We start from the raw sequence: 16,136 nt of genomic DNA, 5'->3' as shown, positions 1-16,136 counted from the left end.
ATGACAAGACATATTAAAACCATAACCGAATTTCATCAATTTAGGGGTTTACCGAAACCTGAACATCATTTAATTAGTGTTATTGATATTGAAACCGTTCTGCATTGGCATGCTGATGAACCAATGAATTTGGCTTTGGATTTTTATGTCATAGCTCTTAAAAGAGTTTTTAGTCAAGGTCAAGTTACATACGGACAAGGCCAATATTATTATGATGACGGTATTATGTCATTTATGTCGCCCAATCAGGTTTTTAGTATATCTAAAGAAAAAAATTCAGCATTAAAACAATCGGGGTGGGTGTTGCTTGTTCACCCTGATTTTCTTTGGAATACTGCATTGGCAAATAAAATGAACCAATTCGAGTATTTTGAGTATTCGGCAAATGAAGCATTAAAGCTTTCAGAGAAAGAAGAAAAAACCATTATTGGAATTATTGAAAATATACAGCAAGAGTATAACTCAAATATTGACAATTTTAGCCAAGATATCATTATTGCTTATTTGGAAACTTTATTGAGTTATGCCGACCGTTTTTATCATCGTCAATTCCTGACGCATAAGAAAGTCAATCATCAAATTCTTGACCAGTTTGAAAAAGTGCTAGTGGATTATTTTAAAGGCATTGAAGTAGTGCATAAAGGATTGCCAACAGTGCAGTATGTTTCTGATACATTAAATGTGTCAGTAAGCTATTTAAGCCGTTTGCTTAAAACGTTTACAGGACAAAGTACGCAGCAACACATTCACGACAAACTGATTGAAAAAGCAAAAGAGAAATTATCCACAACAAATTTATCAGTCAGTGAAATTGCTTACGAATTGGGATTTGAACATCCACAATCTTTTAGCAAACTTTTCAAAACAAAGACAAAAGTTTCACCTCTGGAGTTTAGACAATCGTTTAATTAAATTCCTTCTTTTTATTTTTTCAGCAAACTCACAAGTCAGCAACCACTGACAACAACAAATGAAAAAATGCCAGTGCATAACACAGCGTAAAAACAATTGATAAGTCCGTGATCATCCTATAATGCTACGGACTTTCCCAACGTTGTTTTTATTTTCTATCTTACAGACTTAACCACGCAACAAAACATATATGAGTAAATTGTTGTTAATTGAAAAGTTCCCAGAATTCAATAATTAAAAACACAACCCTTGAAATATACCTTAGCATTCGATGTTTACGGAACATTAATAAACACCTCAGGAGTCTTCAATTCTTTACAAGACCTCATAGGCGATCAAGCACAACCCTTTATGGATACTTGGCGGAATAAACAACTAGAATATTCCTTCAGACGCGGATTAATGAATGCGCATGTTGACTTTTCTATTTGTACAAAAGATGCTTTGGAATTCGCTTGCCAAGTCCTCAATATTAATTTATCAGCGCTACAAAAAAATCAATTGATGGAAGAATATAAGGTGTTACCAACCTTTTCTGATGTTGATAAAGATTTAGAAGATCTCAAAGCATCAGGACACAAACTTTATGCATTTTCAAATGGCAGCAAAACTGCAGTATCAAATCTTTTGGAAAAAGCCAACATCGCTAATAAATTCCACGGAATTATTAGCACAGAAGGCGTAAGCAGTTTTAAGCCCAACCCTAAAGTTTATGAGTATTTTAATGACGTAACAAAATCCTCCAAATCGAATTCTTGGCTTATTTCAAGTAATTCTTTTGATGTCATAGGTGCCATTTCTTACGGAATGCAATCAGCGTGGCTACAAAGAACTCAAGAATCTATCTTAGATCCTTGGGGCATCGTTCCCACCGCAGTCATCAAATCTTTAAAAGATTTATCTGCTGTTTTAAAGAGCTAACAGATCACCGTCTTTTTTTTATAAAGAAATTGACTTTTTGAACTGTTGCGGCGTCATCAGTTCCATTTTTTTGAATTGCCTATTAAAATAACTAGTGTTATTAAATCCAGATTTATATGCAATTTCAGACATTCTAAAATCTTCTGAAGCCTTCATTAACTTTTTAGAAAGCCTTATTTTTTCAGAATTAATATAATCAATTGGTGAAATTCCCAACGTATTTTTAAATTGCTTATGAAAATGCGAAGTACTCATATAAGCCTTCTTAGCTAAAATATCAACAGACATGTTTTTATCTGTCAAGTGCTCTTTAATATATTTAATAACGGTACCAATCCTCGTATCGTTAAATACCTGATCAGGATCATTAATTATTAAAGATTTAGCCTTGGTCTGTAACAGTCTTACAATCAGCTCCTGTATCATTAAATCCAATAAAACATCTTTAGATTTATTACTATTTGTAAACGTATAAGTTAGTCGTTCTACCAAATGGTTCACATCGGTGTTATTGATGAGATGTGATGCTGTTTTATCAAGGTTCCAAGCATTGTTTTCGCTTTCAATAGCAACGTGTTCATTAAATTTTTCAACGATTTCGTTGATTTTAGCAGTATCTATACCCAAAGCCAAACACTGGGTAGGATTATTTTTAGTGGCTACAGGAAAATCTATGATCATTTCTTTATTGGTTGGCATCACCACAGATTCACCTGGCGAAAAATCAAAAGCATCTAAACCATCCAAATGCATGATTTTCTTTCCAGTAAGCATACTCGCTATAATAGGAAAATCAAAGGTTAATGATACCTTTTCGGCATAAGCATGAGTTTCATATATATTCAATTCAGCATATTCGGCATTATAAGTGGTTTTGTTCTCCACCAAGGTGGTTAACTTTCTATTGCTTCTATGATTAGAGAGTAGCGTTTTCATGATGGTTTCATTTATTTTCTTCCAACAAAAGGAACATTGAATAGATATGTTCAAGAGTATGATACATATGTACTACTAAGTATCAATATAATAAAATAACTTTATGAAAAATGTAAATTATACAAAATTAGCATTTATTCATTTAGGAATTAATAATTAAACAACATTACAAATGAGTTATTCAAAACCAAAGTTCAAAGAAAAATACGATAATTTCATCAATGGAAAATTCGTTGCACCCATCGAGGGACAGTATTTTGAAAACAGGTCTCCTATAGACAATTCTTTGATAGCAAAATATCCGCGATCGCAAAAAGAAGATGTAGAATTGGCATTAGATGCCGCAAATGCAGCCAAAGAAGCCTGGGGAAATACATCAGCAACAGAACGCGCAACGCTATTAAATAAAGTAGCAGACATTATTGAAGAAAATCTTGAAGAATTTGCACTGGTTGAAACCTGCGACAATGGAAAACCCATTCGAGAAACCCTAAATGCAGATATTCCTTTATGTGTAGACCATTGGCGTTATTTTGCGGCTTGTATTCGTTCTGAAGAAGGCAGTGCTACTGAATTGGATTCAAAAACACTTTCCATGAACATAAAAGAACCTTTAGGTGTGATCGGGCAAATTATTCCGTGGAATTTTCCTCTCCTCATGCTTTCTTGGAAATTACCTCCAGCTTTGGTAACCGGTAACTGTGTAGTATTAAAACCTGCTGAACAAACACCGTCTTCAGCAACATTGTTAATGGAAAAAATTGCAGATGTTTTTCCTCCAGGAGTTGTTAATATTATTCATGGTTTTGGTCCAGAAGCAGGAAAACCACTAGCATCGAGCTCAAAAGTAGATAAAGTAGCATTTACTGGAGAAACCACTACAGGGCAATTGATCATGCAATACGCTTCTAAAAATCTTAATCCAGTAACAATGGAGTTGGGAGGAAAATCTCCAAACGTGTTTTTTAATAGCGTGATGGATGAAGACGATGCCTTTTTAGATAAAGCTATTGAAGGTGCTGTGCTTTTCGCATTTAACCAAGGTGAAGTTTGTACTTGCCCTTCGAGATTATTGGTTCAAGAAGATATTTATGATGCCTTTATGGAGCGTGTTGTTGCGAGAACAAATGCCATCATTCAAGATAACCCATATGATGAAAAAACCATGGTTGGCGCTCAAGCCTCGAATGATCAATACGAAAAAATTCAATCGTACCTAAAAATAGGAAAAGAAGAAGGCGCTAAAGTCTTGGCAGGCGGATCAGCTAATAAATTGGATGGCGATTTGGCTAATGGATTCTATATCAAGCCCACCATCTTGGAAGGACATAATAAAATGCGTGTATTTCAAGAAGAAATTTTTGGTCCTGTAGTTTGTGTGACCAAGTTTAAAGATGAGGCTGAAGCCATTGAAATCGCGAACGATACCTTATACGGTTTAGGTGCTGGTGTCTGGACGAGGGATGCTCACCAATTGTATCAAATACCAAGAGCTATTAAAGCCGGTCGTGTTTGGGTAAATTGTTATCACACCTATCCTGCCCACGCGCCATTTGGAGGCTATAAAAAATCTGGTTTTGGTAGAGAAAATCATGTGATGATGCTTAACTATTACAGACAGACCAAAAACATGTTGATTTCTTATGACAAGAATAAACTAGGTTTCTTTTAGTAGATCGTAACATTAAGTAAGGCTGAATTTCTTAAAATTCAGCCTTTTTTTATAAATTTAAAGATATGAACAGAATAGAAATAACAGAAGCCGCAGCAGCGGTTGTCAGGGAATTAAAGGAAAAGTTTGGAGAACTTATTTTTCATCAAAGCGGTGGTTGCTGTGATGGGTCTGCTCCTATGATTTTTGAAAAAGAAGACATGTATCTTGATGAAAGTGATATTCTTTTAGGTCAACTTGAAGGTGTTAATTTTTATATGAACAAGGACCAATTTGACTATTGGAAACACACCCATCTTACCATAGATATTACAGAAGGTAGAGGCGCAAGTTTTTCTTTGGAAATCCCAATGGGACTTCGGTTTTTAATACATTCAAGATTGCTAACTACAGAAGAAAACCAAGCTTTAAATTCGTAAAAGTAAATTAGTTCATAGTTTTAAAATATAAAGCAGGACGAAATAAACAGTATATCCTATGATTTGATTCATTACCTTACTACAAGCAAACCAAACCATTAACTAATGCCCTCTAGATTTTTTTAAACTTGAGAAAATGTCCAAATCAAAAAACATCCTATCCCTAATCTTCAATGGACTTCTTTCTGAAAACACGCGTGGCAAAGCTGAAAAAACAATTCTGAATATAGCTATTGTCAGTTTCTTTGTACACCTAGCTTTAATTTATCTTTTAAAATTTGAGATTATTGAGTTCTCGTGGCAATCTGAGTTATTCAACAATCCCATTTCAGCAATTTATACACCGTTCTCGTTTATTCTAATATATGAGGTCTATCTCCTCATTTTCTACTTGCCGCAATCCTTCACAACTTACATTGTTAAACAATACGAAATCATTACACTAATCATCATTCGTAAACTATTTAAGGATTTGTCCGCTTTAGAACTGACTTCAAATTGGTTTGAAATTAAAGGTGATCTTCAATTTACCTATGATTTAATAGCGTCGCTCCTACTCTTCTTCTTGATATTTTTATTTCAAAAACAAGGAAAAAGAAAAATTGAAACAAATCCACAACTTGTTAATACCGTGGAAAGTTTTGTGAAAAAGAAAAAAATTATTGCCGTTATTCTAGTCCCATTATTCTTTGCAATGGCGCTTTACACGCTCATAAATTGGGCAACAGAAATTTCTATTGATACACAAGATTTACCCTCTTTTGAAAGCATCAACAATCTCTTTTTCGATCAATTTTTTACAGTATTAATTTTAGTTGATGTTGTGTTATTGCTACTCTCATTCTTCTACACCCATGAATTTCATAAAATTATTAGAAATTCTGGTTTTATCATTTCAACCATTTTAATTAGAATATCCTTTGGAGTTACAGGTTTAATCAACACCATTCTAATTGTGGTAGCAGTTCTATTTGGACTTGCCATCATAACGATTCATAACAAGTACGAAAAGGATTCCTCTCCCAACAAATTATTCAAAAATTGAGATTTCATTCATCCTTTTCAGATAAATTATTTTTTAGCATAGTATCTTCAAATGGCATTTACAGCAATTAAATTATCTTTGCCGACTTAAGACCTTAACATGCGCATCGATATTATTACCGTATTACCAGAACTACTTAAAAGTCCGTTTGAGGCTTCTATTTTAAAGAGAGCTATTGAGGCCGATTTAGTGAGTGTCCATTTTCATAACTTACGTGATTTTGCTACAGGAAACTACAAATCCATTGATGACACCCAATTTGGTGGCGGTGCAGGGATGGTGATGATGATTGAACCTATAGATAAATGCATTTCTGCATTGCAAGCAGAGCGAGATTATGATGAGATCATATACATGACGCCAGATGGAGAGCGATTAGATCAAAGTATAGCCAATCAAGTTTCCTTAAAAGAGAATATCATTATTCTGTGCGGTCATTATAAAGGCGTAGATCAAAGAGTTCGTGATAAGTTCATCACTAGAGAAATATCCATTGGCGATTATGTGCTTTCTGGAGGCGAATTAGGAGCTGCAGTCTTATGCGACGCCATTATTAGATTAATACCGGGTGTATTAGGTAATGAAACATCAGCACTAACCGATTCTTTTCAAGATGGATTACTAGCACCTCCAATCTACACCAAACCCAGGGAATATGATGGCATGAAGGTTCCCGAAGTGTTATTTAGCGGAAATTTTCCGAAGATCGAAAAATGGAGAGAAGAACAAGCCTATTTGAGAACCAAAGCACGGCGTCCCGATTTATTGGACTAGAACATCCTTAATAACATTCCAATTGAATTTGCGTTAATTGCAACGGGAAAGCAGAGGTTCTACTTTTTTGGAAATATCTATTTACCTGTTTGAAATTTCAATAAAAAGATTATATTTGCACCCAATTTCAGATTAACCTCTGGCGAGATACGTGAATGTTGATTTGAATAAACCATTTTAAATTAAAAGACAATGAGTTCTTTAGTACAATTTGTTCAAGACGAGTTTGTAACAAAAAAAGAGTTTCCAGATTTTAGTTCTGGTGACACTATTACAGTGTATTACGAAATTAGAGAAGGTGAAAAAGTACGTACCCAGTTTTTCAAGGGCGTTGTATTACAACGTAAAGGAAGCGGTACTACAGAAACATTTACCATTAGAAAAATGTCTGGTACAGTAGGTGTTGAGCGTATCTTCCCTATCAATTTACCTGCACTTCAAAAAATTGAAGTGAACAAGAAAGGTAAAGTCAGAAGAGCTAGAATTTTCTACTTTAGAGAATTGACTGGTAAAAAAGCTAGAATTAAAGAAGTTAGAAGATAAATCTTCAATCTATAAAATAATGAAGCCCTATAACATTACAAATGTTATAGGGCTTTTTTGATTCTAGTTATTAACTGTTGTTCATAAATATGGTTGATATAATGTTAATATCTAGAACGTTAAATTACATATACATTAGTAATTATTTAGTAAATTTATCAAACAATTATCACGACAAATGTTTGTTAATCAACAAAATTAATAAACGTGGTAGTTGGTAAAGAATCGTTCTTTATCATATTAATTGTTTTTCGAGATTAAATTGAATTGGTGTGAAAACAGAATTCAAAAAAATCATGACATCTTACTGAGACTTTAATATACTTAAAGATCAAGAAGATCGAAAGCCTTGAAGAAGTACTGGGAGTGTAAACGAACACGAAAAGGATGGGCAGTATCTTAAGGATATTTACAAATTGTAAAACTTTAAGCATATAAAGAAAAGCAGTTAACACCGAAACTTGGTTGTATCAGGTCAATACATTTTGAAAGTTACAAACAGTTTCACCGATTTAGCAGATCTCATCAAATAAGGTTTAAGACAGCGTTCTAAACCAATGATTAAAACAATCATTAATTTGAATAGAAAACTAAATCTAAAAAGCCATGTCAAAACAGTTTTTCTGTAGTGATATGGCTTTTGTTCTTTATACCATTAACGAAATATCCTTCAGTTTCCCTTATTTAAAGGCATAAAATCATAAAATGACCCTAAACCATAGTGTTTTCAGCTTCCTAAAACCACTCTGTTTTTGTATATTTGCAAGGCTAAAAAATTTAGCTTATTTCCAACAAACACCTTAAATTTTATAAATTCATGGCAAAAAAAGCTACGATAGTCTATACTAAAACCGATGAGGCACCAGCCTTGGCCACTTACTCCTTCTTACCAATAGTAAGGTCATTTACGCAATCATCAGATATTCATATCGAATCTAAGGACATTTCACTAGCCGGAAGAATTTTGGCTAACTTTCCAGATTTTCTCTCTGAAGATCAACGCGTCCCTGACGCTTTGGCGCAATTGGGAGATTTGGCAAAAAGTCCAGAAGCTAACATTGTAAAGCTTCCGAACATTAGCGCCTCTATTCCGCAGTTAAAAGCCGCAATAAAAGAATTACAAAAACAAGGTTTTAAATTACCAAACTATCCAGATGAGCCTAAGAACGATGAAGAAAAGGCTGTCAAATTACGCTATGAAAAAGTTAAAGGAAGTGCTGTAAATCCAGTGCTTCGTGAAGGAAACTCAGACAGACGTGCACCTAAAGCCGTTAAGAATTTTGCCAAGATGCATCCGCATTCTATGGGAAAATGGTCTGCAGATTCTAAAACTCATGTATCCACAATGTCTGAAGGGGATTTTGCTAGCAACGAACTATCTGTTACTTTAGATGAGGCTACTACAGTAAAAATTGTACATACCGATACTGATGGCAACAAGACTGTGCTTAAAGATAATCTAGAGCTTTTAAAAGGAGAGATTATTGATGGTACTATAATGAGTAAAAGTGCACTTCTAAAGTTCTTAGAAGCACAAATTAAAGATGCCAGAGATAAAGGTGTGTTATTTTCATTACATATGAAAGCAACAATGATGAAGGTCTCTGACCCTATTATTTTTGGTCACGCTGTAAAAGTTTTTTTTGCTGATTTATTTGAAAAACATGGCGACACCTTTAAAGAAATTGGTGTTGATGTGAAAAACGGATTTGGAAATCTTGTAAATAAGGTCAACGAATTGCCTGAAGCGCAACGTAAAGAAATAGAAGCTGACATTCAAAAGGCATTTGAACATGCACCTGATGTGGCTATGGTAAATTCTGATAAAGGAATCACCAATCTTCATGTCCCAAGTGATATTATCATTGATGCCTCTATGCCTGCAATGATTCGTACTTCAGGACAAATGTGGAACGCCAAAGGAAAACAACAAGACACTAAAGCAGTCATTCCAGACAGTAGTTATGCAGGTATCTACTCTGCAACGATCGATTTCTGTAAAAAACACGGTGCTTTTGACCCTACAACTATGGGAACTGTGCCTAACGTTGGTCTTATGGCTCAAAAAGCTGAGGAATATGGATCTCATGATAAAACATTTGAAATTCCTACAAACGGAAAAGTAGAGATTATTGATGCCTCAAACAAGGTGTTGATCGCTCATGACGTTAAAGAAGGTGATATTTGGAGAATGTGTCAAGTAAAAGATGCACCAATCCAAGATTGGGTAAAATTAGCAGTAAGCAGAGCAAGAGCTTCTCAAACCCCAGCCGTTTTTTGGTTAGATGATAAGAGAGCACATGATGTAGAATTAATCAAAAAAGTAAATACGTATTTAAAAGATCACGATACTTCAGGGTTAGATATTAGAATCCTGTCCCCTATAGAAGCTACAGAGTTTACTCTAGAGCGCGTTAAAGATGGCAAAGACACCATCTCTGTTTCTGGTAATGTACTGCGTGATTATCTTACTGACCTCTTCCCTATTCTAGAATTGGGAACCAGTGCAAAAATGTTGTCTATCGTTCCTTTGATGAATGGTGGTGGCTTGTTTGAAACTGGTGCTGGTGGTTCAGCTCCTAAGCACGTGCAACAATTTTTAGAAGAAAATCACTTACGTTGGGATTCTCTCGGAGAGTTTTTAGCACTTGCGGTATCTTTAGAGCATTTCTCTAGAGTGAATAATAATCCAAAAGCATTAATACTTTCTGAAGCATTGGATGACGCTACCGAAAAACTTTTATCTGATGGAAAATCGCCATCAAGAAAGGTTAACGAGCTAGACAACAGAGGTAGCCATTACTATTTAGCCATGTTCTGGGCAGAAGCCTTAGCAAATCAAACTAAGGATATGGATCTTAAAAATGAATTTGCGACCGTTTTTAGAGATTTCCAAGCGCATGAAGCTAAAATAACCGAAGAGCTTATAAATGTTCAAGGTCATTCTATGGACATTGGAGGATATTACTACCCAACCGAAGCTTTGGTTTCTAAAGCAATGCGACCTAGTGATACGCTCAATAAAATTCTTGGTGTGTAATTTAATTACCATTAATTTAACAACAAAAGCTCCATGTATTTATGGAGCTTTTCTATTTTTATTCAAATTTTTTCGATGAAAAATGTCTTTCAGTGTTTCATGGTTCTGGTGGTATTGCAAATGTCCAACCTGGTTCAAGCTCAAGAAAAATTTACGCTAAAGGGAAGCATTACAGACGCCGGAAGCAATGAGACTCTCATTGGCGTTAATATCATTGTTCCAGACCAGCAAACTGGCACCACTACCAATGAGTATGGCTTCTACTCCATCACCTTACCTCAAGGTGAATACAAAGTCGTTATTAGTTATCTAGGATACCAGTCGATTTCTGAAACCTTAATTCTCAATACCGATCTTACCAAAAATTATCAACTCGAAGAATCCAGCGAAAGCTTAGATGAAATTGTGATTACTGAAGATGTAGAAAAACTCAACATTCGCAAACCGCAAATGAGTGTCAATTCCATGTCGATCAACACCATCAAACAGATGCCAGTGGTCTTAGGTGAAGTGGATGTAATTAAATCCATCACTCTGTTGCCAGGAGTTACCAATGCTGGTGAAGGCTCTTCAGGATTTAACGTGAGAGGTGGCGCTGCAGATCAAAACCTAATCCTATTGGATGAAGCCACCATTTTCAATTCTTCACATTTGTTTGGTTTCTTTTCTGTATTTAATCCAGATGCCATAAAGGATATCAAATTGTACAAGGGCGGAATTCCTGCCAAATACGGTGGTCGGGTATCTTCTGTATTAGATATTTACCAAAAAGATGGTAATAGTAATGAATTTCACGTCAATGGTGGGATTGGCATTGTATCCAGTAGGATATTGGCTGAAGGGCCGATTAAAAAAGGAAAAGGTTCCTTTCTTTTTGGAGGTAGAAGCAGTTATGCCCACCTCTTTTTGCCCCTCTTCGATATTGATAATATTGCCTATTTCTATGATCTTAACACCAAATTAAGTTACCGTCTTAACGACAACAACAATATTTATCTCTCGGGGTATTTTGGAAGAGATGTGTTTAGTATTTCCGATTCTTTTGAAAACACCTACGGAAATACGGTTGTAAATTTTAGATGGAACCATTTATTTTCAGATAAGCTATTTTCAAATTTATCAGTAATTTACTCCGACTATTATTACGGACTAAATCTCAATTTCGTTGAATTTAAATGGGATTCAGGCATTTCAAATTTCAACCTAAAATATGATTTGAAACACTACATCAGCAATGATTTTAAGCTAGAATATGGCATCAACAGTATTTATTATAAATTTAATCCAGGAGACATCAAACCTTCTTCGGAAAGTAGCGGCATCAACCCCTTTAAGTTGACCGATAAGTACGCTTTTGAAAATGCCATCTATGTTGATGCAGAACACCAAGTGACCAATAAACTTGCCTTATCTTATGGTTTGAGAGTCTCTTCATTTTTAAGATTAGGGCAAGATGAACTCAATGTTTATGAAAATGATAATCCCATCTTCTTCAATAACGAACTTCAAATTTATGAAAAGGCAGATCCTATTGGCGAGGAGAATTACAAGAGAAGTGATATCATTGAATCTTTTGCCAATTTAGAGCCTCGGTTTTCTTTAGCCTATCAACTTAATGACGCCTCTTCAATTAAAGCCAGTTATAATAGAATGACGCAATACTTGCACCTTCTATCAAACACGACCTCTCCTACACCATTAGACATCTGGACACCTAGCGGTAAGTTTGTTAAGCCACAATTATTAGATCAAGTAGCCATTGGCTATTTTAGATCATTCAAGGATAATGCCTATAGCTTAGAGGTGGAGAGTTTTTACAAGAAAATCCAAAATAGAATCGATTATGTCAATGGTGCCGATCTTATTGCCAATAATGCCATAGAGCAAATTGTTTTAAATGGCAAAGCCAGAGCCTATGGTTTGGAACTATTGTTCAAAAAAAATGTCGGAAAATTTAAAGGCTGGTTTGCTTATACCCTTTCAAAATCTGAACAACAAACCGAAGGCCGTACTCCTGAGGAAACAGGAATAAACAATGGGGATTGGTATAACACTGCCTATGACAAAACACATGATATTTCTATAACCACAAGTTATGATCTCAATAAAAAATGGACGTTTAGTAGCAACCTGATATTTCAAACGGGACAACCTACCACCTACCCGAACGCACAATACGAATACAACGGACTTAATATCCCAAGTTACGAGGGCAGAAATTCTAGTCGGTTACCAGCTTATCATCGCCTAGATGTTTCTGCAACATTAAATCCAGATCCCGATTCTCAAAAGCGATGGAAAGGAGAATGGGTGTTCAGTATTTATAATTTGTACAACCGTCGTAATGCAGCCTCAGTTTCTTTTGGCGAAAACAGAGATACAGGTGCTAACGAAGCTACTCGTCTCTCTATTTTTGGAGTCATTCCGTCCATATCTTATAACTTTAAATTTTAAAAGCATGAAAAAATATAGCTTCATCTTATTATTGTTGTTGTCATTTTCGTGTGAAGATGTCATTGATGTTGATTTAAATACTGCGGAACCTAAATTGGTAGTAGATGCCTCCATTAACTGGCTTAAAAATACCGTTGGAAACGAACAAATTATAAAACTCACCCTTTCTGCTCCTTATTTTGATGCTGAAGTTCCTCCAGCAAGTGGCGCTGAAGTCTTCATAACCGATGGTAATGGCAATACTTTTCAATTTTCTGAGGAAGATCAAACAGGACGCTATAAAACACTTGATTTTATTCCAGAAATTGATGAAACCTATCAACTCACAATAATTTATCAAGGCGAAACATATACGGGCACAGAAACCTTAAAATCGGTTGTAGATATTGATTATGTGGAGCAAAATAATGACGGCGGTTTTTCTGGTGATGAGATAGAATTGAAAGCTTATTACACAGACCCTGTTGCGGCTCAAAACTATTATCTATTTGAATTTCTCAGTGATATTGTTGTCGTTCCTAATTTGGAAGTGTACGATGATGAATTCACAAATGGTAATCAAATTTTTGGTTTTTATACTGAAGAAGATCTAGAGTCTGGTGATGTTGTCACCATAAGAAACTATGGAGTTTCAGAGCGCTACTATGAGTTTATGTTCGTCTTATTACAACAAAGTTCTGAAGGTGGCGGCGGCCCTTTTGAAACTCAACCGGCCACAGTGAGAGGTAACTGTAGCAATCAAACCAACCCAGATCATTTTCCATTAGGTTATTTTAGATTATCTGAAGTTAGTGAGCTTTTATACACCGTAGAATAGACATTTGAACATATAAAATTTCATTAATTTTATAAATCTTAAAAAACAACCATGTCCTTTACCAAAACTACCGAGCAAGACTCAAACTACAACCATCTAGAGCAGATGAGCGTCAAAGAACTTTTGACCAATATTAATCAAGAAGATCAAACCGTTCCAAATGCCGTAGCCAAAGCAATTCCACAAATTGAAGCCTTAACCAAAGCATGTGTGGCACAACTCAAATTAGGAGGACGCTTGTTTTATATTGGTGCAGGTACTAGCGGTAGACTTGGGATTTTAGATGCTTCGGAATGTCCGCCAACCTTTGGAGTATCTCATGACATGGTTATTGGCCTCATTGCAGGCGGCGACACGGCCATTAGAAAGGCGGTTGAATTTGCTGAAGATTCTGAACTACAAGGATGGGAAGATCTCAAAAACCATCAAATCAATGCTAAGGATGTTGTGATTGGTATTGCCGCTTCTGGCACTACACCATATGTGATTAAAGCTCTGGAACAATGCAATGCAAACAACATTATTACAGGGTGCATTACGTGCAATCAAAATAGTCCCTTATCACATGTCGCCAAAAATCCCATAGAAGTTATCGTCGGTCCAGAGTTTGTTACTGGAAGCTCAAGAATGAAAGCTGGAACAGCACAAAAGCTTGTACTCAATATGATCTCAACGACGGTAATGATTCAAATGGGAAAAGTAAAAGGCAATAAAATGGTGGATATGCAACTTAGCAATCATAAATTGGTAAATCGTGGCGTTGAAATGTTGATGAGTGAATTGCAAATTGAACGAACTGAAGCTAAAGCATTGCTTAACAAATATAAAAACGTAAGAACTGCCATTCAAAATTATAAACATGCCTGAAACTCCAAGAACCGACAAAGATCTCTTAGTAAAAGGACTGAAAACCTTGGCGGGTTGTACAGCCCTAATGTTTATTGGTCCAACTCTAGCCTTCATCGCTATGAGCAATCAGGAAAAAATACTATTTATTCCATTGCTCATTATCGCCTTTATACTTTGTGGCCTAGCTATTTACCTAGGATTTAAAGGACTAAAGACGATAATGGACAGTATGTTCAATAAATAACTTGGTCTACTAAGCCGAAAATAAAGGCTTTTCGCTCATCATGGCATTGACTTGTTCTGCAATAGCCTCTAATTGTGTATCATCTTCATGATTGACTATAGCAGCATCAATAAATTCTACTATTTTAGTCATATCTGCTTCTTTTAAACCACGAGTAGTCACGGCAGCTGTTCCTATTCTTATTCCTGAGGTCACAAATGGGCTCTTATCATCAAAAGGCACCATGTTTTTATTAACAGTGATATCTGCTTTTCCTAAAGCTTCCTCAGCAGCTTTACCAGTGATATCCTTGTTTCTCAAGTCAATCAACATCATGTGATTATCAGTGCCGCCTGAGATTATCTTATAGCCTTTTGCTACTAAAGCATTTGCCATGGCATTAGCATTTTCTTTTACCTGTAACATGTAATGCAGGTACTCATCTGTAAGCGCCTCACCAAAAGCAATGGCTTTAGCTGCAATAATGTGTTCTAATGGGCCGCCTTGATTTCCTGGAAAGACCGCCGAATCTAAAAGTGACGACATCTTTTTGAGATTTCCGTTTTTTAGCTTTAATCCAAATGGGTTATCAAAATCTTTGCCCATTAATATTAGTCCGCCCCTAGGTCCACGTAATGTTTTATGAGTTGTAGTGGTTACAATATGACAGTGCGGTAACGGATCATTTAAAATACCTTTAGCAATGAGGCCGGAAGGGTGAGAAATATCTGCTAATAACAGTGCTCCAACGCTATCGGCAATTTTACGGAAACGTTCAAAATCAATATCTCTTGAGTAAGCTGATGCACCTGCAATAATCAATTGTGGTTTTTCGCGGGTTGCAATCTCTTGTATTTTATCATAATTCAATACTCCTGTTGCTTCATCAACCCCGTAAAAAGAGGGGCTGTACAATTTTCCTGAGAAATTTACAGGTGAGCCATGGGTCAAGTGACCACCATGGGATAAATCAAATCCTAAAATCTTATCACCCGGATTCAAAATGGCGGCGAATACGGCTGTGTTTGCCTGACTTCCAGAATGTGGTTGTACGTTGGCATAAGCCGCTCCAAAAAGCGTTTTGGCTCTATCTATGGCAATCTGCTCTACTTCATCTACTACTTCGCAACCGCCGTAATAACGTTTTCCTGGATAGCCCTCTGCATATTTATTGGTCAAAACTGATCCTGCGGCTTCCATAACTTGATCACTTACAAAATTTTCTGAAGCAATTAATTCTAAACCATTGATTTGACGTTCCTTTTCAGCAGCTATTAATTCAAAAATTTGTTGGTCGCGTTGCATATATTCTAATTTTAATATTTCCGAAGAAAATTTAGTGATTTGTCATTCTGTTAAACTTTAGCAAAAGTAAGAAATGTATCCTTGAAATAGTTTCCAAACGCTATATTTAGACTAACTTTTATGAGCAGGTTATCAACAGTAATATCAAGCCATTTTTTTAACATTATCCTGCCATCAGAATAAAAAAATTATGTAGGTTTGATAAGATTTAACGAACCAAACAAAA

General features: G+C 35.6%; 14 protein-coding genes. 12 read left to right on the top strand and 2 right to left on the bottom strand.

The annotated features are described in order from the left end of the window. Both P176_RS0116950 and P176_RS0116945 read left to right on the top strand, forming a co-directional pair. Window positions 1-912 (top strand): AraC family transcriptional regulator, encoded by a 912-nt coding sequence (locus tag P176_RS0116950; RefSeq protein ID WP_026755817.1) that lies wholly within the window; start codon window positions 1-3, stop codon window positions 910-912. A gap of 249 nt (window positions 913-1,161) precedes the next feature. Then, the gene (locus P176_RS0116945; protein WP_026755816.1) at window positions 1,162-1,833 is read left to right on the top strand and encodes a haloacid dehalogenase type II; all 672 of its coding nucleotides are present in this window, start codon (window positions 1,162-1,164) and stop codon (window positions 1,831-1,833) included. Window positions 1,834-1,851: 18 nt separating this feature from the next. Here the strand turns inward: P176_RS0116945 and P176_RS0116940 are convergent, their stop codons facing one another. Then, window positions 1,852-2,769, bottom strand: a complete 918-nt coding sequence (locus P176_RS0116940) for an AraC family transcriptional regulator (protein ID WP_026755815.1) — start codon at window positions 2,767-2,769, stop codon at window positions 1,852-1,854. A gap of 172 nt (window positions 2,770-2,941) precedes the next feature. On the opposite strand from P176_RS0116940, the gene P176_RS0116935 reads away from it, so the two are divergent. The 10 genes from P176_RS0116935 to P176_RS0116890 all read left to right on the top strand — a co-directional run bounded on the left by P176_RS0116935 (window position 2,942) and on the right by P176_RS0116890 (window position 14,626). Next, window positions 2,942-4,441 carry an aldehyde dehydrogenase family protein gene (locus tag P176_RS0116935; RefSeq protein WP_026755814.1) on the top strand — a complete coding sequence of 500 codons (1,500 nt, stop codon included), beginning with the start codon at window positions 2,942-2,944 and terminating at the stop codon, window positions 4,439-4,441. 65 nt (window positions 4,442-4,506) lie between these two features. Then, the gene (locus P176_RS0116930; RefSeq protein WP_026755813.1) at window positions 4,507-4,860 is read left to right on the top strand and encodes a DUF779 domain-containing protein; all 354 of its coding nucleotides are present in this window, start codon (window positions 4,507-4,509) and stop codon (window positions 4,858-4,860) included. A 136-nt stretch (window positions 4,861-4,996) separates the two neighbouring features. Beyond that, the gene (locus tag P176_RS0116925) at window positions 4,997-5,905 is read left to right on the top strand and encodes a hypothetical protein (protein ID WP_026755812.1); all 909 of its coding nucleotides are present in this window, start codon (window positions 4,997-4,999) and stop codon (window positions 5,903-5,905) included. 99 nt (window positions 5,906-6,004) lie between these two features. After that, window positions 6,005-6,679, top strand: a complete 675-nt coding sequence (gene trmD, locus P176_RS0116920; protein ID WP_026755811.1) for a tRNA (guanosine(37)-N1)-methyltransferase TrmD — start codon at window positions 6,005-6,007, stop codon at window positions 6,677-6,679. A gap of 192 nt (window positions 6,680-6,871) precedes the next feature. Further along, window positions 6,872-7,222 carry a 50S ribosomal protein L19 gene (gene rplS / locus P176_RS0116915; RefSeq protein ID WP_026755810.1) on the top strand — a complete coding sequence of 117 codons (351 nt, stop codon included), beginning with the start codon at window positions 6,872-6,874 and terminating at the stop codon, window positions 7,220-7,222. 817 nt (window positions 7,223-8,039) lie between these two features. Beyond that, window positions 8,040-10,262 carry an NADP-dependent isocitrate dehydrogenase gene (locus P176_RS0116910; protein ID WP_026755809.1) on the top strand — a complete coding sequence of 741 codons (2,223 nt, stop codon included), beginning with the start codon at window positions 8,040-8,042 and terminating at the stop codon, window positions 10,260-10,262. 99 nt (window positions 10,263-10,361) lie between these two features. Beyond that, window positions 10,362-12,716 carry a TonB-dependent receptor gene (locus tag P176_RS0116905; RefSeq protein ID WP_156033251.1) on the top strand — a complete coding sequence of 785 codons (2,355 nt, stop codon included), beginning with the start codon at window positions 10,362-10,364 and terminating at the stop codon, window positions 12,714-12,716. A gap of 4 nt (window positions 12,717-12,720) precedes the next feature. Continuing rightward, window positions 12,721-13,533: a DUF4249 domain-containing protein gene (locus P176_RS0116900; RefSeq protein WP_026755807.1), complete on the top strand. Its 813-nt coding sequence runs from the start codon at window positions 12,721-12,723 to the stop codon at window positions 13,531-13,533. Window positions 13,534-13,584: 51 nt separating this feature from the next. Further along, window positions 13,585-14,400, top strand: coding sequence for an N-acetylmuramic acid 6-phosphate etherase (murQ, locus tag P176_RS0116895; protein ID WP_026755806.1), 816 nt, complete (start codon window positions 13,585-13,587; stop codon window positions 14,398-14,400). Next, the gene (locus P176_RS0116890) at window positions 14,393-14,626 is read left to right on the top strand and encodes a DUF6095 family protein (protein ID WP_026755805.1); all 234 of its coding nucleotides are present in this window, start codon (window positions 14,393-14,395) and stop codon (window positions 14,624-14,626) included. The genes murQ and P176_RS0116890 overlap by 8 nt, the downstream gene beginning before the upstream one ends. A gap of 9 nt (window positions 14,627-14,635) precedes the next feature. Here the strand turns inward: P176_RS0116890 and glyA are convergent, their stop codons facing one another. Beyond that, window positions 14,636-15,910, bottom strand: coding sequence for a serine hydroxymethyltransferase (glyA, locus tag P176_RS0116885; protein WP_026755804.1), 1,275 nt, complete (start codon window positions 15,908-15,910; stop codon window positions 14,636-14,638). Window positions 15,911-16,136 lie beyond the last annotated feature (226 nt).

The sequence above is a fragment of the Sediminibacter sp. Hel_I_10 genome (assembly GCF_000688335.1).
GTDB lineage: Bacteria > Bacteroidota > Bacteroidia > Flavobacteriales > Flavobacteriaceae > Psychroserpens.
This window is presented reverse-complemented; position numbering and strand designations above follow the sequence as displayed.